The organism is Mesorhizobium sp. W050 (assembly GCF_054719535.1).
Map to the genome: position 1 here is coordinate 2,308,737 of NZ_JBTTIH010000001.1, position 18,571 is coordinate 2,327,307.

The following is an 18,571-nucleotide window of genomic DNA, read 5'->3' on the forward strand; positions in this document are numbered from 1 at the left end:
GACCCGGAAGACATGCACGAGCTCACACGCCGCTATCAGGACAGCGTCGCTGGCGCAATCACCCGCTTTGGCGGCTATGTCGCCAAATATCTAGGAGACGGCGTGCTTGCCTATTTCGGGTGGCCGATGGCTTACGAGGATCACGCAGAGCAGTTCCATTCGGGCTGGCCTCCAGGCCCTCGCCGCAGTCGAGGCCATCCAATCGCCCGACGGCGAGCAACTGAAGGCGCGTATTGGCATCGCATCGGGCCACGTGGTGGTCGGCGACATTGCGGGCAGCAGCGTGAACGAGCGCGCCTCAATCGCAGGGGACACACCCAATCTCGCGGCGCGCCTGCAAAGCGCTGCCGCTCCCGGTCAGATCGTCGTTGCCGACAGCACGCGTCGGCTCGCCGGGCAGTCCTTCGAGATCGAGAGCCTCGGTGAGCAGGAGTTGAAAGGCTTCAAATCGCCTATTGCCCTATTCGCGGTTCGTGGCGAGCGGGAGGTGGAAAGCCGGTTCGACGCAGCGCACGATCGCGCTTTGTCGAAGTTCGTCGGCCGAACCAGCGAAATCGGCATTCTTCTCGAGCGCTGGGAGTTGGCCGAAGCCGGCCAAGGCCAGGCGGTTTTCGTGTCGGGAGAAGCGGGCATCGGGAAGTCGCGCCTCGTGGATGCGCTCGAGGAACGGCTTTATGAGAGCCATCATGAGCTAATCCGGCTGCAGTGCTCCCCCTATCACATCACCTCAGCCTTCTACCCCATCATCCAACGCCTAAGCCGGCTTGCAGGCTTTTCATCCGCCGACAGCGAAGCCATGCGCGATGAAAAATTTCGCGCGATTGTTCAACGTTACGGGGAACATCCCTCGGAGGTCGGACCGATCTACGCCGAGTTGCTCTCGCTCGACCTCGGCGGCGCCTTCAAACCGCTCGATCTCTCCGCCCAACATCGTAAGGAACTCAGCGTCCACACATTGGCGAACCGCGTTCTGCTCGCTGCGAAGATTGCGCCGGTGCTCTTTGTCGTCGAGGATGCGCACTGGATCGATCCGTCGACTAATGAATTTCTCACAGAAGTTGTGAACCGCGTGCATGGTGCGGCCGTCCTTGTCGTTGTGACGCACCGACCGGAATGGACCGCCGGGTGGGCAACCGGACTGGCTCAGGTGACGACGCTCGCCATTGGGCGCCTGACGAAGCAACAGATGCGAGAGCTGATTGAATCGATGCTCGCGGATATTCCCGACCAGCTTGCCGACCGAATTGCCGAGCGAACAGACGGTGTACCATTGTTTGTCGAGGAGCTGACGCGCTCAATCATGGAGAGCGGAAAGGCGGCGTCGCTCAACGTCGAGATCCCAGATAGTCTGCAGGGCTCCCTTATGGCGCGACTCGATCGTTTGACAGCGACGGCCAAGGAAGTCGCACAAATTGCCTCTGTGATAGGCAGGGAATTCGATCGTGGCCTACTCTCGAAAGTTGCCGGACTCGAAGATAAGGGTCTCGACGACGCGTTGCATCAGCTCATGTCCACCCAACTCGTCGTGACTGGAGGCGTTCTGCAGGACGCGCTCGTTTTCCGCCATGCGCTCATCCAGGATACAGCTTACCAGTCGCTTCTCAGTCGGCGGCGCCGCCACTATCATGAAGCGATAGCCAGGGTCCTCATCGACGGATATCCCGATCTCGTCGTCACGCAGCCCGAGCTCATTGCCCAGCACTACGTCAGGGGACAGCAAAATGAGCTTGCCCTCCCGTACTGGATGATGGCCGGCGAACGCGCGCTGGGGCGATCAGCCAACTACGAGGCGGTCGACCATTTTCAGAACGCTCTTGCTATAGCGGAGCACTTGCCGAAAGGACGGGCTCAGCAAAAAGATGTGCTCGAGGCGACCCTAAAACTCTGCGAAGCACTGAGCGCCGCAGGCCGGTTGTCGGACTCCGTTGCAAAATACGAGCTGACCGCGCGACTGGCTCGCGAGGCTAGCGATACCAAGGCCTTCATCCGCTCTGCACTCGGTTTTGATGCCGCCCAGTTCCTTTCCTCGAAGCCGCTCGCCGAATCGCTCCAGCTACTCAGGGAAGCGATGGGCAAAATCGACCACGACGATCAGAAATCGCGCTGCCAGCTTCTCACCCGCCTTGCGCGCGCATATGCGTACCTTGGCGACGCTAAGAACAGCGCGAAATACCATAAGGAGGGCGTCAATCTGGCTCGGCAGCTTGATGACAAGCCTTCGCTCTTGGAACTCTCTGTCTTGCCTTTCCTAACCCCGACGACAGTCAAGTCTGCCGCGGAGGCAACCGATCGGACTACTCGCATAGACGAAATAAAGCGCCTCTCGGCTGAGATCAACGACGACGACATGCGGGGCCGAGCCCTAATACTCGACGTTTACGTCTCCACCGAATTGGGCAATCGTACTCGAGCCGATCTAGCGATCGATGGATTGGAAGAGCTCGGAACGCTACGCCAGCGGCTCCACCTCCTTTGGATGGCTCGGCATGCCCGGGCCATGATGGCTATTCTTGAGGGACGTTTCACGACGGCTGAGGCACTTGCAGGAGAAGCACTAAGCATGGGTAGACAGACGCATGGCGCGGAAGTCGAGGGCGTCTACGGCATGCAGATGTTCGCGATCCGACGTGAACAGAGCCGCCTGTCGGAGGTCGCACCGGTCATGAAGCGTTTGATCCAAGAGAACCCCGATGAAACCACCTGGTTGCCAGGTTTTGCGTTGGTTGCATGTGATTTGGGCTATCGGGACGCAGCGCAGCGTAGGCTGAGGGAGCTGGCTCGCACCGGTTTCGCAATGCCGCTAGATGCGAAGCGAAGCACGTCCCTCTCGTTCATGTCGGAAGTCGCGATCAGCCTCGGCGACACAGAGGCGGCGCAAACGATCTACGACCTTATGATCGCCTACAAGGATATGACCATCATGGCGGGAGTCGCAACTGTCTGCTTTGGAGCAGCGAGCCGCTATCTAGGAATGTTGTCCGCCTCGCTAGGTGACTTCGAGAAGGCCGCCGCGCACTTCGAGCATGCACTCGAGATGAACGCAGCCAGCAGTTCAAGACCGTGGCTCGCGCATGCACAGGCCGAATATGCGAGCCTGCTTATGAAAATCGGTAGCAAGAAAGCGATCGAGAGAGCAATCTCACTATCGGAGCAAGCCTCGGCAACTGCGGTCGAACTGGATATGGTCCGTTTGAAGAAGAGGTTGCAACCGACCCTGCATTAAGGGGCTCGGTCGTGCTTCGCCGGCATCAACACGGTTCAGAAGGAGCCTTCTCATGCCACGCTACGTCATCGAACGAGATTTTGCCGAACAGCTTAACCTTTCAAAGGACTCGGTCGAAAATGTCAATTTGATCAATGACGAGGAAGGCGTCCAGTGGATCATCTCCTTCCTCAGCGCCGACAGGAAAAAGACCTATTGCCTTTACGAAGCGGCTAACCCTGAAGCCATTCGGGCCGCAGCCCGACGAAACAACCTGCCCGCTGATGTGATCATTGAGATCAGTGGCGAGATTGGGCCCAATATGTTCGCTTAGCGCAATAGGCCGCAAGCAGCCAAATGGCGACGAATTTCCAAGTTGGCCCGTCCGTCGCAAACGGGCCGTCTCGCCTGTCACTCGGATGTCTGCTTTTGGGATGATGCTATGACCGCTGAGCAGCCATTGCGCCATTCATCGGGGCAGCGCACAATAGTCGCCTGCCCCGATGCTACCCGCATCAACTGCCGAACCCGCTCATTTCGAGATGGTCTGCGCCGCTTGGTCTATCGTATCCGCAATCACTTAGGCTGAGTCATAAAGAGCGCATGGCTTGCCGACACTGTGGTCACCTTGGCGCCGATGCGATGCGCCAGGTGAAGCAGCATGGCCTAGTCGAATGCTTTGTCTTCTGTGGCGATTACAGCCCAGCTTGGCTTCGACGCCAAGCCGCGTTGTTGAGCTTCGTGCCGAAGGCCGACATGTTTATCGGGACCTGCGAGTCCCGCATGAAGGCGACGTCTTGGTCACTAACGTCATGAGCGAAACCGGACTTGAAATTCTCCGGCTTCACGAAGCCGAAGCCATTATCGGTGGTTTCGACAACAAACCCGGCAGCAGGTGCAAAACCTTCGTACTGCTGACCAGTTGTCTCCCCGGCATCTGGCGAAAGCGCAGAAACGTAGACCAGCCCGCGACCTTGGGATTGACCCCTGCTTCCGCGATGACGGTGCCGCCCCAGAAGTGCCCAACGAGAACGGTCGGGCCATCCTGACGATCAAGAACACGCTTGGTTGAAGCGACATCATCCTCCAGTGACGTCAATGGGTTCTGGACGATCGTGACGCGATAGCCGCGTTGGGTGAGTTCGTCATAGACCCCGCGCCAGCCAGAACCATCGGCAATAAGTTCTCGGCCGACCCGGACTATGTCGATGTCACCTCCCCGATAACGGAAGGACGAGTTGCGTGCGATCACATGCAGGTCACGGAACCGCGCCAATTCTGTAATGATGTCTTCAGTAAGCCCATCACTGAAATATCGCTGTTCGAGATCGCTGCTCATGTTTGTGAACGGAAGAACTGCGAGCGAGGGGGGCGTGTGCGACGATCGAAGCGTTCGCGGTTGCTGCGCAGGTGATGACTGTAGAGGATCCGCGTCCATTAAGCGGAAGGCTCGTACGGGCGTCGAGATGTTCTTCAGTTTCTGCTCGCCCATCTCCTCGAATTGACAGGCGACCTTATTGCGCACCTCGTCGTGAATTTTGCCGGAAACGCAGATACCGCCGGGGTCGGCTAGGGCCTCTAGCCGCGCAGCTATGTTGACACCTTCGCCAAAGACGTCAGTTCCCTGGCCAATCACGTCACCAAGATTGATGCCGATCCGCAAATCGATGCGTTGTTTCTCCGACGCCAATGCATTCGCGGCCGCCATTTCTCGCTGCACGTCTACTGCCGCTGCAACGGCGTTTATGGCACTGCCGAACTCGATCAGCATTCCATCGCCCATAAGTTTCACGACACGCCCGCCATGAGCGATGACGGTCGGCGCGAGAATAGAAGCGCGCCGTTCTGTCAATGCAGCAAGCGTCCCAGATTCATCGTCTTCCATGAGCCTGCTGTAACCGACGACGTCAGCCATTAGCAGGGCGGCGAGGCGACGTTCCATGGACCCTTTCCGAGAGAGGGAGCTAATACCAAATCCTTACACGAATACTGCCTTGCGAGCGAACGCGCTTTCAGTTTGCATCTCGGTTTCGGCACTGGAGGCTCTTCATCAGTCGTGTTCGCGCAGCCGGATCGCATACAGCGTCCCCGTGCTCCAACCACTGATGGCCAGTCGCTCGCTCTCTAATCTTGGGAAGGCGCGCCAGTTGCATAGCGCACCCATGACCAAAAGCTCCCTCCAAGTCATGTCCGCTATCGGGCAACAGCGAATTGGCTCCGAATGACCAAGATGCTGAAGGGTTTCGGGTGCCGTCAGCGTTGGGGCCGGAACTTGCCCTTCCGGTTTCGGAACGAAGTTGTCGACAAGCAGCCCTTCGGCCTTTGACGGCGTTCGTCGCTGTTAATGCTACCTGCTCTGTTTGATTGTCGGCAGCGATGCGCGAAGCTAGCCGTTGCTGGCACCACATTGCCGAGCCTCATCGGCCTGGCAACTGACCGATCATGTTGCAATCGACCGTGGGGCCGGAACGCTCGGTGTACGCGGCGTAGATTACCTGATCCATGTTCATGGAGATTTCGCGAACCAGCTTTCGACGGACTGCGGTGACGAACATTGCGGCGTCGGTGACGCCGATCGCAAATGCGTCCGGTCCGCCGATGACGCAGCGCTCGAAATATGATTGCAGCCTGGAGGGGTCGTACCGCGCAAACCCGTCGGCCTCGCCAATGCGGGGTAGTGTGATAGGCAGCCCGTTGATCGTCACACCTTCCGCGAGAAGAAACTGCCGGATGGGGTCAATGAGTGCTCCGGCATTGTTCGGTCCGTCGCCGGATACATCAATAACACGGCGCGGGCTGCGCAAGCCGCTCTTCGCGAACAGCCCATTCGCGGCCTGCAACGCGCCAGAAATCGACGTTCCCCGGCCTTCAGTCAACGACAGAGCAGCGAGCCTGTCCGCCAAAGTCAGAGCATCCTCGCGGCTTTCCACAATTGTCCACGGCACGATGACGGTTTGCTGACTTGGCCCCGCCCACTCCAGATAGAGCACTGCAATTCTTCCCAGGTCTCCCGCCTTGATTGCCATCGCGACATCCGCGTGGCGGAAAGCATCAACATAGCCGTCGCGCTGCACTTTTTGCTCAATTCTGCTCATCGACGGCGAGACGTCCACGGCAAGGATCAATTGCAAATCGACTTCGGCCAGGCCGCCCGCGGGACGGTCCGTCGAGTGAGCCTGTGGCGCTGTCGCGAAGAACAGGGTGAGCAAGAAGGCGCCCGCTAGCCGCAGCGCTGGTCTTGCACCCATGTTTCCAATCCGCACTAAGCAGTCCATAGCGAACCTCTCTCATCGACAATGGAGTGTGGAATTGTCGGTCCGGGGCATTTGCCAAGTCACGAACGGCTTACGATCATTCGCCGAAATCCGAGCTCCCCGCACGGGCTGGATGATGATCAGTCTTCGCAGCGCGAAACCGTGCTAGTATGGGACTGCGGCTTCGTGCTTGAGGGGAACCGGCTTGAATAGCTCGCCGCCTACAACGTTCGTACTCAACGGCGTGACCGCCGACGTGAGCAGGGAGACCTTGCGCGACCAGTTCAACAGGACAATCGCAGTTCGCCACCAGACCTTCGCGGTACTTCGCCACCTTCTGGAGAACGCTGATCGAGTCATCACCAAGGATGAGCTGATGAAGGCGGTCTGGAACGGGCTAGCCGTCACCGATGACAGCCTGGTCCAATGCATTCACGAGATCCGTGCGGCGCTCAACGACAGTCGCCAAGCCGTCGTGCAGACAGTGCCGAGGCGCGGTTACAGGTTGGTCCTTCCCTCAAATGCCCGACCAAGAATGATTACAATTCTGGCGGCAGAATTGGCCGCCGGGGTCCGGCCGGCAGGCCAGGATGAGCGGAGCATTGCTGCACCTACCCCGGCCTACAGGAAGGTCCTTGATCGGCTGCTGATAGAACATGCCGGTCATGTCTTCGCGAGCGTCGATGAGACAGTCCTTGCGGAGTTTGCTGGCCCTGTCGAGGCGTTGCGGTGTGCGAACGAGATCCAGTATGAGGTCGATAGACGGAACTGCGAGGTTCCCGAGACAAAGCGGCTGCGCTTCCGCATCGGCGTTGACCTCGGTTACGTCGTCGCCGAGGGCGAGCACCTCAGGGGCGAGGCCGTCGAGGTCGCAGCTTATCTTCAAACCTTGTCACGCCCCGGCGGGATTTGCATCACGGAAGCAGTCCGCTCCCAGGCTCAGGACCACCTCTCGCTGGAATTCATCGATCTCGGCGAGCACAAACTGAAGGATGTCGCTCGTGCCTTGCGCATCTACCGCGTATGTCTTGCGTCCGAGGAACCGGTCAGGTCGCCATTTCGCGGTCTCGATGCCTTCGAATTCGAAGATGCCTATCTATTCTTCGGCCGAGCGCGGGCGATTGCCGCCTGCACTGCCAGACTGGAGCAGCAGGCAGCAAGCGGCACGGCATTCCTGCTCATCTACGGAATGAGCGGTTGTGGCAAGTCTTCCCTCCTGTCCGCTGGCCTGCTGCCGTCATTGACGCGACCTGGAGCCGTGGCAGGCATATCCTTGTGGCGCCGCTGCCTGATCCGCCTCTCCGAAGGACCGGATGCATTCGCTGTGTTGGCTGCGGCGCTGCTTCACAGCGCCGCAGTGCCGGAGCTGTCCTCAGAAGCAACAGCCGCGGAGTTTGCTCGACTCTGCAGGAGCACGCCGGATCGAGCCCTGGCGATGGTCCGACAGGCACTTCGCAGGGCCGCCGGGCCGGCCCGCTCGCAGGTCAGACTGCTTGTGGTCATCGATCAACTTGAGGAGCTGTTCACGACGGAGAAGCAGCCGGCGATGCGCGAGGCCCTTGTGCGGTTCATGGCGGTGCTGGCCGCGAGCGGACTGGTGTGGGTGATAGCGGCGATCCGTTCGGATTTCTTTCACCGCTGCGGTGAGGTCCAAGGTTTCTCGGCGCTCAAGGACGGCCTCGCCAGCTACGAACTTCTGCCACCAACCGGCCCAGAGATCGCGCAGATGATCCGCGAACCTGCGGTCGTGGCCGGGCTCCGCTTCGAGGAGAGCGCCGAGTTGGGGCGGCTCGATGACGTGCTGCAGGCGGCAGCAACTGCCGACCCCGGATCATTGCCGCTTCGCGCTGATCGAGGCCGCCCAAGAGGCAAAACGCGAGCGCCTTGAGCGCGAGGCCGAGCGCCGGAGCCTCGCGGCTGCCGCAGCAAACCGGCTTGCCCGACGGACGCGGAACGCCGCTATCGTGGCAATAATGCTCGCTCTTATGGCGGGTGCAGGCGCACTGGTCGCGTTCAAAGCGCGGGAGGAAGCAAGAGGCCAACGCGATCAGGCGCTGCGCAATCAGTTCCTTTCGCTCTCGTTCCTCTCGGAGCGGTCCGCCGCGGCGGGCAACACCGAGGCTGCGATCCGGTTGGCGCTTGAGGCGCTACCCTCGAAAGAGCAACCCGAGCGGCCATATCTCTTTGAGGCGGAGGCAGCTCTCTTCAAGGCGCTGCTGGCGCACCGGCAGATCAAAACCCTCCGCCCTGGCGCCAGTGTGGCGCATGCGGCATTCAGTCCTACAGGTGATCGCATCGTCACCACATCCTATGACAAGACTGCAGCAGTCTGGGACATCTCCAGCGGTGCCGAAACTGCAATTCTAAAAGGTCATGAAGGGCCCGTGGAGAGGGCCGAATTCAGCCCCGACGGGAGCCGTATCCTGACGGCCGCGAGGGACGGCACGGCACGTCTCTGGGACGCCGTCTCGGGAGAGCAGCTCTACATCCTGCGGCCGGTAGGCAATTACCCGACGGCAATCTTCAGCCCGGATGGCACCCGGGTGCTGACGGCGGGAGAGAACAGCGATGCAACGCTCTGGGATGCTTGGACCGGAAAGAAAGTCCTAGGTGTAAGCAGCGACGCATATACGCGTGCTGCTTTCAGTTCAGACGGCCGCAGCTTCGCGACGGCAGGCAAGCATTTTATTTCGATCTGGAATACCGCAGACGGCGTGCTGACGCGGTCGATCCGAGTGACCTCCTGGCCCTACACCTTGGCGTTCAGCCCGGACGGAAGCCGGATGGTGGCCGGCCCGTGGGGTTGGCATTCACACCGCGACACTTCCAGTCTTTTCGATTTGTCGAAAGGAACGGAGATCGCAAAGTTGGCCGGCAGCAAGAGCGACACTCAATTGAACGGCGTGATTTTCAGCCACGGGGGTCAGCAGATCGCCACCATATCACTGGATGGCACTGCCCGGATTTGGGATGGAGCGTTGGGAACGCCGGATGATGAGCTCGGCCAGGAGGTTTCAGGGTTGAAACCTGACATCGGCACAGATGAACGCGATGTGGAGATGAACGGTGCTTTCACCCCGGACGACCGCTTCCTTGCGACCGCCTCGATCGATGGGCCGATCCGCGTCTGGGACGTTGAACGCGCCTCGTTGGTCCCGACCATCGCCGGTCATGAATCTTTGGTTGAGCATCTGGAATTCAGCCCGGTTGACAGCAACATTCTTCTCACTGCTTCACACGATGGCACCGCTCGGCTGTGGGATGTCGACGGTGCCCTGACGACGGCGCTCTCACATGAATATCGCCCCACTTTCGCGGTCTTCAGTCCCGACAAGGTCCACCTGCTGACCGGCGGAGGCGACAGCGCAGCGCACCTGTGGAATGTCGTGAGCCGGCGCGAGATAATCCGCCTCGACACGCACGAGATCATTCAAAACGCCTCGTTCAGCCCAGATGGGAGGCGCGTCGCCACGGCGTCTCTAGAGGGCGCGGTCCGAATTTTTGACGTGGCCACGGGACACGAGACCGCCCAGTTCCGATCAGATGCCGGACTGATCAAGATCCAGTTTGGTCGCGATGGCAAATCGCTTGTTTGCGCATGGATCAACGGCACCGCCCAACTGTGGGACGCGATGACCGGCGCCAAACTGGCTGTCATCCATACAAGCATCAATCTGCCGCAAACCATTCTTAGCCCTGACGGACGTCGGATCCTCTCGGCCAGGGAAGACAATGTGGGACACCTCCTGACGACGAGCGGAGCCGAACTACGTGCTCTTGTGGGGCATCAGGATCGCATCACGGCAGGGGCCTTCAACCCTGACGGGCAGCTCCTCGCCACGGGCTCACTCGACCACACGGCCCGAATTTGGTCGACCACCGGGACAAGCGTTAGAACGCTGGAGGGACATACCGGCGCGGTGACGGTAGTCGCCTTCAGTCCCGACAGCCAGTCGCTGCTGACTGCTTCACGCGATGGAACCGCCCGGATCTGGAGCGTCGCAGGCGATCCGGAAAGGGTTCTCAGGGGCCACAGCGGCGCGCTCGACAGCGCCGAGTTCAGCCCCAATGGCCTGTATGTCGTGACCGCGTCGACCGAAGATCGAACGGTGCGGTTGTGGGCGGCGCAATCGGGGCGCCAGATTGCCGTCCTTGGGAGCCAGGACGAAGCAACCTTTCTACGGGGCTTTACACGCGCAGCTTTCAGTTCCGACGGCACCCATGTCGCGATTGTTTCCGGCGAACAAAGAGTCAGCATCGTTCGCGTCTTCCAGACACCCAACGAGCTTATTGAATTCGCCCGGCGTACCGTCCCTCGCGAACTGACCCCTTGCGAGCGGCGAAGCTTCTTCCTTCCTGAAGTCCCTGCAAACGGCACCTGTCCGGGCTGAGGCGACAACGGTCAGACTTTGTGAGCAGCCTTCGGGCGTCGTCAGGTCGGCGGCCACGACCTCAAGCGAAGGATACCTCCCGGATGATCTGTCGAACAATTTGTTCGGTCAGGCACAGAGATGGTTATTGCTTGGAATAATCGGAGGGCTTGCTAACCTAGCGAGAAGAAAAGCCCCCACAATTGCCCAAGTGCACCGGCCATTCCTACGGCTGGGTAGGGTGTTCGCGCTCGGCAATCTTTGCCAAGAGCTTCCGTGAGGCCTCTAGGATGCTTCGTGTCTCTTGGATGGTCGATTGTAGGGATTCCAGTTCTCTCTCCGCCCAGCGCTGGCTACGGCGGGCGCCTTCGATGAACTGGTGGTCGGATTCCCACTGGTCTTTCAGGCGACTTAGCCTCTCTTCCAGGTGGCGCATGTTTCCGTCGTCACGGCTACATCCGAGGAATCGACCGCTTAGGTAGGAATGTGTGGTTGTCGCCACGGTTCCATACAATTTTTGGAAGGCATTCCCCTACGGCCGTGTCCCAACCCGCCGATTCAATTGGCTTGTGCTGCTGAAATGGGTCAAAAAAACAAATAGGCATGGAAACCAAAAAGCTCTTTGCGTTCGGCGCACTAAAAGGTCGGGAGGTGTGCGATGAGCACCTTTTTGCCGCTTTTCGTTAAGCTGGTAGACCGGAAATCAATGACGGTTGCCTCCATCTGTGAGGCCGAGGAAGCGCTCCAGGGGCAGTGGCCAAATAAGGAAGCGGCGGCCTATAGGAATGCGTGCCGATTAATTGCGGAGGCCAAGGATGGAAGCTGCAGTCCGGCCGTAGCATTTGCGGCGTTCAAGGCCGCCGCTATCGACCAGCGCTTGCTGCAGCCGGCCAAGACGGAGTCCCGCCCTCGGCATGTCGGGCAACGTGCCATAAACCATCGTGATGATGAACCGCCGTCCCCTAGTATCAAATAGGGACCGACACAGGGGATCTCGCTTGGTCGCGCGACGGTGGGCTCGCACCGACCGGGGCAGGTGATGCGAGCCCGGCCGAGTCTTGCGGGACCTCGACCAGCAGCGAACACCCACTCGCTGCCGTGCTATCAACAAGCCCCCAAATTTCAGGTTCCGCTAATGTACAAAAAAGCCCTCCAACCGTTGAGTTAGTGGGCAGTTTTGGGAGACACTGATATGGGAACAGTGCGACCGCCCGAAGTGTTTCGAGGCGACGATGTTCCAAGGGGATTCACAGTGCGGGCGTTTCTATGCTGAAGGGATGGACACTGTTTTCGATGATATCGGCCAGGCCTCAGGGGGTCCCGCCAGGACTTGTGGCGCCCCGTCCGCGCCTTCGCCCTCGATCTTGCCGCCACGCTGTTCCTGGGCGTCGCAGTCGGCCTTGGTGTTGGCTTTAGAATGGCGATCGCGGGTTAGATCGCGTCCTTCCTTCGTTTGTATGTTTCGTTTGGCATTGGTAGCAGTGCCCATATGTTTGCCAGCCGGCGCTAAGTATCACCGGTCAGGCCCAGTGGCCCGCCCGTTAGCGCCCCCCGCAACAAGGCTGCTGGGCCGTCCTATGTACCGCCGAGGCGAAAAAGCCGCTGCGCGACATCGACTAGCGCCAGTGAACTGCGCGAACTATTTGCGCGCAAACGCATAGGCGGCGGGGTGTCCGGGGAACAGGCCTCGGGCGGGTGAGTTGGGTGGTTGCAGCGTGTCCCGCTGCCAACCGATGTCGACGGTTGAGGCCCGCGCTCCGCTTTACAGGCTGGCGCGGGCCGCTCGTCTAGATTTGCCTTCTCAGGCCATTCGCAGCCGGCGAAGTCTTTGGGCAACGTAGTGCGGACCTGGGCCCGCGAGCGGTCGTCCGGTCGTCAGGAAGCCGTCCAGCATAGCTAGTAATTCGCGCGCTGCGCCGGATGAGCAGTAGTAGTAGATTACTTGACCGTCGCGTCGGGTGTCGACAAGGCCGAAGGCGCGGAGCTTGGCAAGATGCTGCGACAAAGCCGACTGGCTGAGTTGAACTTTCTCGGCGAGGACACCGGCCGAAAGTTCGCCGCCGGCCAGGTGGTTCATGATCAAAAGCCGCTTCTCATTTCCCATCAAGCTGAGAAAGGCAGAGACGGTTTTGGCACTGGCGGCAAGGTTTCTTGAAATCATCGAATCAGACTAAGGTCCTACCCAAGATAGAACTTAAGTCTGCAGCAACGCGGAATCAAACCCTCGGTTCCGCCAAAAAAAAGCAAATTCCTATTGATCCTCATCCTCACGCAAATCCTGCAGCGATGCATGCCGCAGGTCATCCTCGCCGCGCAGGTGCTTTACGCGGCCGATCAGCCCCGGCTTGACCCATTGCGTCGCAGGCCGCTTCATGACGCCCTTGGGCGCCGTGCCTGGGTGCTCTTGGACGCGTTTCCATAGCCTCTCGCGCATTTCCCGGTTCAAGGTGACGAACGCGCTGCCGACATAGCGCCCTGTGCCCCGCTCAGCCATGAGAGCGAAAGCCGGCTTGCCCGCTTCACGCTCGACGCCGAGCAGATCGAACTCGTCGATCGCATAGCACTTGGCCTTCAGCCAGTTGGTCGACGGACCGCTGCGGTGTTTGCTGTCCTTCCGCTTCGACACCATGCCTTCAAGCCCAGCCTGGTCGAGCAAGTGGAAGATCACCTTGGCTTCGCCGGGCAGAGGCTCGCTGAACTGAATACGCCGCCCGGGCTCGATCATGCTGGCCAGGATCTCGCGCCGCTCCTCAAGCGCCATGTCGCGCAGATCGTGCCCATTGAGGTGCAATAGATCGAAGGCGACGAAATAGAGGTCTTGCTGTCGGCGGGTGATCGCCTTGCGCAGATCGCCGAAGTCCGAAAGGCCAGCTTCGTTCAAGATGATGATCTCACCGTCGACAATCGCGCTTTCGGCACCAAGACTCTTTGCCTCCCCCACCAGGTCGCGATATTTCGCGGTCCAGTCGTGGCCGCGGCGAGTGTAGATCCGCGTCCCATCTTCATCGACGATCAGCTGGGAACGGTAGCCGTCGAACTTGACCTCGTGGGTCCAGCCTTCACCCTCGGGAGGCTTCTCCACAAGGGTCGGCATCAACGGCTCGATGAACTTCAAACGCATGCACAGACCCACCCTCCGGCGATTCAATAAGATAAAGCTAAAATAGTTCCAAAACCGGAAATCAGCCTTTTGGTGCAACAAACACGTCAACTCGACGTTGCGGGATGAGCGAAGGAGGAAACGATATGGCCGATGACAAGAGCAAGCGGGATTTTCGCGATCGGGACCGTGTCTCGGCCGACGAGAATTATGAAGTTGAATATTTCGCAACAAAGATCGGCATCACACCCAGCAGGTCAAAGAGCTGATCGCAAAGCACGGCAACCAACGCGAGACTTTGGAGCGGGTAGCCAAGGCGCTGCGGAAACAATGACCAGGCTATCTGATCTCGGCAGACCACTGATCGCATCGACATGAAGGCCCGCCCGCGAGCGAACTTGATCATTTCATCCCTTGCCCTGTTTGCGCCAACAGATCGACATGCGCGATTTTCGCCAGGTCGCTTATCATGCCGATCCGGATCACGATCAGCCTCTCGCACTGGACGCTTAGGACCAAAAGTGCCGAAATACCATGTTGAGGAAATGGACGGCGATACCGTGACGGCTACCCACATCGTCCACGCGACAACGCCGATCAGGGCGGCGCGGGAAGCGACAGAGCGCGACGTCACTCTGCGCACCAGCGAGCCCATCTGGATCAGGGTTGCCGACGAAAAGCGCGGCCACATATTCGAATACAGTTTCAGCCTGTAGCTGGCGATCCAACTCGGCTAGCTGAGTTTTTGGATGGCATACCATGCCGTCGACCTCGATACGCAAGTTCGACTATGACCCCAACACCAGGGTTCTCTCGGTTTGGTTTGTAGCGAGCGGGAAGCATTACGAGGTTTTGGACGTACCTGCTGATGCCGTTGCTGCGTTCAAAGTTGCCTTTGCCAAGGGCGTCTATTTTAACAGCCACATCCGCAATCGTTATACAGTCCGGCTCGCGCCAGAGCGCTGACATCTGGAGACGCCGGGCTTGTGCAGGGATGGCCCGCGCCTGCTTCCGAGCGCGGGCCGACTATGATGAGTGAGGGGCCATCTTGGTCACCGGCAGGACCGCTGAGAACGAGCCGGGTGTGACCGAACAGCCTCGGAGCGAGGATGTTCCCGGCTGACGCAAAAAGACTGAAGGCCGCAATTAGCACCAACTTATTAGGTCCGGATCATTTTAACGAATCGTTGACCGCGCTGTCCCAGAATAGGACGGCGCGGTCAAACCCCAACCTTGGCTGCGCAGGCGGCTTCGGCACTCAGTTCCACCCCCGAGCTGTCGGAGCCGCCACTCACACCACACTTATACCAGCAATGGTTGAATCAACCGTTACTGCACGTGCTTTCTATGGCGCTTCCCTGATCGTTAGACTTTGACGGAGCAAACAGGGGATTCACAGATTCGGAGATTCGAGCGATGGAAACGATCTTCGATGACATCGCCAAGTCCCTCAGAGCGCCCCGCACAGACGCATGGCGCCCTGTACGCGCCTTCGCCATCGACATGGCCGGCAAGCTGTTCCTTGGCGTCGCCCTGGACCTTGGCTTCGGAATGGCGATCGCGGGTTATACCCGACCTATCGGTTCGGGCGGTCCGTAGCCAAAGCGTTGTAAAGCACCAAACACGCCAGCAACGAAATGACGCTGCCCAGCAGGTCGCCTAGGGTCGGGCCGAAAAAATAGACAAGATCGAGCGCCAGTACCGCCATCGCTCTCGGACACTGCCGGACATTAACCGTTAGTCGCCGCTAATGTTCCGGTCTGGATAACCTGTTCAATCTTTTGGTTGAACTTGCGCCATTCGCCAACAATCCATAGTTGGGCGAAGCAATCAAGCTTGCGAATGAATACGCCTCCGGAGACGTCCCCATCGGCCAAGAGGTTTTGAGGCCATCGGAGCGTCGCGGAAAGAAATGATAGAGAGTTGGCGAAAGAGGCGGAACGCTATCCGGTTTGGCAAGCTCGCTCCCACACCACGCAACATCATCCAAAGTACCGCGAGGAATAGGAATGGCTAAAGTCCGCAAACGCACCCTGCCCTCCGTCGAAGTCCGCTGGCTGGCCGACTATTTCGATGCCGGCGGCAATCGCCGCTCCAAGCAGTTCGACAAGCGCAAGGATGCCGACAGCTATCCGGTAAAGGTGCGACGTGACCTGCAGCTATGATTCGAATCCAGGTTCCCCAGAAAGCGATTTTTCCGTTTGATCATTAGAATATTTCGTGTCAGTCGGACGCACGGTCGGTAATTTTTGTTCCCGTTTCGAGCTTGCGGATGGCGCTTTCGCCGAGCGCCGGATCTCGGTTGAGGAAGGCTGTGGCCGGTGATCGTTGCGATTTCCGGCACCCAGGCCTCGACGAGCGCCAGGCGCGTTACAGCAGTCCCGCGAATGTCATTGAAGGTCACTCCGACCACCCCGGCCGAGGCGCAGGCCTTGCGCCAGATGATCGAAAGCCATCTGAGGTCCATGGCACGCCGTCGCTGTTCAAAAGTATCTGCCCGACCTTGTCGCGCAGCGCCCCGAGCGCAGCCTTGAGCGGCGCGCCGACGGGAATGACCACACGAGTTCCGGTCTTGGATTGCTGCAAGCGGATCACCTTGCCGTCATACTGCTGCCAAGTGAGCCGCAGCAGGTCGCCCTGGCGCTGGCCGGTCCACAAGGCCAGTGTGAGCGGCAGATGCAGGTGCGCGGGAGCGCTGGCATAGAATGCGGCCTCGTCGGCGGCAGTCCAGACGTTAGCCACCCTGGTGCCGCGATAGAGGCGCCCGCCCTTCTCGCAAGGATTGGCTGACACAAGGCCGCGACCGTGTCCCCAGGACAGGATCCTCGCCAGCACCTGCCAGCCATAGTCTGCCTGTCGGCGCGATGCCTTGGCGCGCTCGTCGCGCCACTCCATGAAGATGCCCTGCGTGCGGCGGTCGCTCATGCCCGACAGCGGGAAGTCACCGAATTTCTTTCCGATAACCTTGATCAGCTTGACATAGTCGGCTTGCTTGCGCGGCGCCAGGTCATCCAAATCCGAGCTGGCCTGAAATTCATTCATCACGGACAGGAGCGCGCCCTGGCGCGGCTTGGCCTTGGTCGCGGCGGCAGCTTTGTAGGCCGCGATGAATTCGGGATCTCCAGGCTTGCCAGGCAAGGTGGCCCGCCCTTCCAAGCCCACTAGTAGGTGACGAGGCTGCCGTCGGCGAGTTGTTTCGTGCGGCTGTTCAGCCCCTTAAGACGAACGCGCATGATTTTTTATACACTGGTCGATGGGGTTTTCCGGTTCGCTCGTATGTGTAGCGGCGATGACCACGATCTTGCCCGTCGCCTCTACCCTGCCAGGCTCCATGTTGCCTTAGCGTGCGCTCTTGATCCGCGCGCAATACCGGCAATTTTGAAGGAGATCAGTGTGCCGGCCATTTTTGGGTTGCTCCCGCCTTTTCAGCCGCCGCGTTTTCCAAAAGATTGGTGAGGTTTTGGATTAACTGCTTGGAGCAGATCCTTGACGGGCAGCCCCATCACCTTCTCGATGCCAATTAAGACTTCCAGGACAATTCGAGCCGGCCTGAGAATGATCGAAACCGGATATTGATCGCGCCTAATTACCTCTCCTACCGGAGACGATGCATCGAAATCAGACCATCCCTACCCTTCCTGGTCGAAAGACAAGGCCAAGGTGCGGAAATTCGGACTCTTGGGACCTTCTCAGATGGTTACAGCAACCGACACAGTGAAACGCAATTGTCTATGAGATCGGCGGTTGCTGCTACACATTCACCTCACGGGGGCATGCGTTTCTTGAAGGCGGTCCGCAGCCGGTTCCGTGCACGTTTTATTTTGACTGTTAACTGTCACGCTAGTCGAATGTTGACGACTCCCCCTCGGAAGAGTTAATAATCTCCTAATATAAGCATTTTCTTAAAAACATGATCGGCAGCCGACGAGTTTGCCGACGCAAGGGGAGACGCAGCGCGACGACCAATCTCGTCGCAACATCATCATCATCATCATCAACATCGAGCCGCCATCCGTAAACGGTACTGCTGAGTCAGCCGTTCGCAAGGCGTAACATAGCGGTGGTTGGGTGGGCTGACTAAGTCTATGAGCTTTGATAGCGAGTGCTTTGTCTTTTCAGTGCGGTCGGTAAACGGATGTGGGGGCATCTGTGTATGAGTAAGGGGGTTATAATGGCTGCTTCTCAAATCGTACACGCCGACGGAATTTCGACGTTGCTTCCCGATACGCCACAGGGCGGAGATTATACCTACCGCTTAGCCGAAAATGCGCCCGTCCCCATTTCCACCGTTCTGACCATTATATCTCTCGATGGGTCGAGTAGCGATCTGGCCGAAATCGCACTTTGCTCTCCGAATGATGAGTTTTCCGCCTCGACCGATCCGAAGAAGCCCGCTGTTGCCTGCGCAGATTCAGCAGGCATCAAGCTGTGTTTGCCGGACTCGCGAGCGTGGGCGTTTGGCATTGGTACACATGCCATTGGTCTGGATGCGAACTCATTTGGTCCGGCACTCTCGTTCAGGATCAAGCCGTTAGTGGGCGAAGGCGAACTTGCCCTCACCGGTTCACAATTTTTGAGCGACCCGCCGCAAAGCGGCAGATCGATGTCGACACTTCTGGATCGAAAGAACAATTAGCAAGATAGG

15 protein-coding genes and 2 pseudogenes are annotated in these 18,571 nt (G+C 59.1%); 11 read left to right on the forward strand and 6 right to left on the reverse strand.

Going from position 1 to position 18,571, the window contains the following annotated elements; all coding sequences use genetic code 11:
- Nucleotides 1–106: 106 nt before the first annotated feature.
- The gene (locus ACYG9Y_RS11190; protein WP_280790904.1) at nucleotides 107–3,223 is read left to right on the forward strand and encodes an adenylate/guanylate cyclase domain-containing protein; all 3,117 of its coding nucleotides are present in this window, start codon (nucleotides 107–109) and stop codon (nucleotides 3,221–3,223) included.
- A 52-nt stretch (nucleotides 3,224–3,275) separates the two neighbouring features.
- Nucleotides 3,276–3,536: a DUF4242 domain-containing protein gene (locus ACYG9Y_RS11195; RefSeq protein ID WP_023738806.1), complete on the forward strand. Its 261-nt coding sequence runs from the start codon at nucleotides 3,276–3,278 to the stop codon at nucleotides 3,534–3,536.
- Nucleotides 3,537–3,734: 198 nt separating this feature from the next.
- Here ACYG9Y_RS11195 and ACYG9Y_RS11200 read toward each other — a convergent pair.
- The 3 genes and pseudogenes from ACYG9Y_RS11200 to ACYG9Y_RS11210 all read right to left on the reverse strand — a co-directional run.
- Nucleotides 3,735–4,379, reverse strand: a pseudogene (locus ACYG9Y_RS11200) (alpha/beta fold hydrolase); the annotation flags it as partial.
- Between the two features lie 306 nt (nucleotides 4,380–4,685).
- Nucleotides 4,686–5,144 (reverse strand): annotated as a pseudogene (locus ACYG9Y_RS11205) (adenylate/guanylate cyclase domain-containing protein); the annotation flags it as partial.
- Nucleotides 5,145–5,619: 475 nt separating this feature from the next.
- On the reverse strand, nucleotides 5,620–6,450 hold the full coding sequence (locus ACYG9Y_RS11210) for a DUF1194 domain-containing protein (RefSeq protein WP_198018633.1): 831 nt from the start codon (nucleotides 6,448–6,450) through the stop codon (nucleotides 5,620–5,622).
- A gap of 211 nt (nucleotides 6,451–6,661) precedes the next feature.
- On the opposite strand from ACYG9Y_RS11210, the gene ACYG9Y_RS11215 reads away from it, so the two are divergent.
- From ACYG9Y_RS11215 to ACYG9Y_RS11225, 3 genes are all read left to right on the forward strand, one after another.
- Nucleotides 6,662–8,344, forward strand: coding sequence for an nSTAND1 domain-containing NTPase (locus tag ACYG9Y_RS11215; RefSeq protein ID WP_352608017.1), 1,683 nt, complete (start codon nucleotides 6,662–6,664; stop codon nucleotides 8,342–8,344).
- On the forward strand, nucleotides 8,250–10,847 hold the full coding sequence (locus ACYG9Y_RS11220; protein WP_050593255.1) for a WD40 repeat domain-containing protein: 2,598 nt from the start codon (nucleotides 8,250–8,252) through the stop codon (nucleotides 10,845–10,847). The genes ACYG9Y_RS11215 and ACYG9Y_RS11220 overlap by 95 nt, the downstream gene beginning before the upstream one ends.
- Before the next feature lie 637 nt (nucleotides 10,848–11,484).
- Nucleotides 11,485–11,802 carry a DUF982 domain-containing protein gene (locus tag ACYG9Y_RS11225; RefSeq protein WP_023738802.1) on the forward strand — a complete coding sequence of 106 codons (318 nt, stop codon included), beginning with the start codon at nucleotides 11,485–11,487 and terminating at the stop codon, nucleotides 11,800–11,802.
- 825 nt (nucleotides 11,803–12,627) lie between these two features.
- Here ACYG9Y_RS11225 and ACYG9Y_RS11230 read toward each other — a convergent pair.
- Nucleotides 12,628–12,987 (reverse strand): ArsR/SmtB family transcription factor, encoded by a 360-nt coding sequence (locus tag ACYG9Y_RS11230; RefSeq protein ID WP_084014313.1) that lies wholly within the window; start codon nucleotides 12,985–12,987, stop codon nucleotides 12,628–12,630.
- Nucleotides 12,988–13,077: 90 nt separating this feature from the next.
- Nucleotides 13,078–13,947: an ATP-dependent DNA ligase gene (locus ACYG9Y_RS11235; protein ID WP_023749313.1), complete on the reverse strand. Its 870-nt coding sequence runs from the start codon at nucleotides 13,945–13,947 to the stop codon at nucleotides 13,078–13,080.
- 125 nt (nucleotides 13,948–14,072) lie between these two features.
- On the opposite strand from ACYG9Y_RS11235, the gene ACYG9Y_RS11240 reads away from it, so the two are divergent.
- The 5 genes from ACYG9Y_RS11240 to ACYG9Y_RS11260 all read left to right on the forward strand — a co-directional run bounded on the left by ACYG9Y_RS11240 (nucleotide 14,073) and on the right by ACYG9Y_RS11260 (nucleotide 16,091).
- On the forward strand, nucleotides 14,073–14,195 hold the full coding sequence (locus ACYG9Y_RS11240) for a DUF3606 domain-containing protein (RefSeq protein ID WP_348524245.1): 123 nt from the start codon (nucleotides 14,073–14,075) through the stop codon (nucleotides 14,193–14,195).
- Nucleotides 14,196–14,447: 252 nt separating this feature from the next.
- On the forward strand, nucleotides 14,448–14,642 hold the full coding sequence (locus tag ACYG9Y_RS11245; RefSeq protein WP_031244300.1) for a hypothetical protein: 195 nt from the start codon (nucleotides 14,448–14,450) through the stop codon (nucleotides 14,640–14,642).
- 43 nt (nucleotides 14,643–14,685) lie between these two features.
- Nucleotides 14,686–14,892: a KTSC domain-containing protein gene (locus ACYG9Y_RS11250; protein WP_023738797.1), complete on the forward strand. Its 207-nt coding sequence runs from the start codon at nucleotides 14,686–14,688 to the stop codon at nucleotides 14,890–14,892.
- Nucleotides 14,893–15,342: 450 nt separating this feature from the next.
- Nucleotides 15,343–15,525 carry a hypothetical protein gene (locus ACYG9Y_RS11255; protein ID WP_023738796.1) on the forward strand — a complete coding sequence of 61 codons (183 nt, stop codon included), beginning with the start codon at nucleotides 15,343–15,345 and terminating at the stop codon, nucleotides 15,523–15,525.
- Between the two features lie 410 nt (nucleotides 15,526–15,935).
- Entirely contained in the window at nucleotides 15,936–16,091 is a 156-nt protein-coding gene (locus tag ACYG9Y_RS11260; RefSeq protein ID WP_023738794.1) for a hypothetical protein, read from the forward strand.
- A gap of 235 nt (nucleotides 16,092–16,326) precedes the next feature.
- On the opposite strand, the gene ACYG9Y_RS11265 is transcribed toward ACYG9Y_RS11260, so the two are convergent.
- On the reverse strand, nucleotides 16,327–17,064 hold the full coding sequence (locus tag ACYG9Y_RS11265; protein ID WP_245260422.1) for a site-specific integrase: 738 nt from the start codon (nucleotides 17,062–17,064) through the stop codon (nucleotides 16,327–16,329).
- Nucleotides 17,065–18,097: 1,033 nt separating this feature from the next.
- Between ACYG9Y_RS11265 and ACYG9Y_RS11270 the strand changes: the two genes are divergently transcribed.
- Nucleotides 18,098–18,562 (forward strand): hypothetical protein, encoded by a 465-nt coding sequence (locus ACYG9Y_RS11270; protein WP_156929787.1) that lies wholly within the window; start codon nucleotides 18,098–18,100, stop codon nucleotides 18,560–18,562.
- The last annotated feature ends 9 nt before the right edge of the window (nucleotides 18,563–18,571 follow it).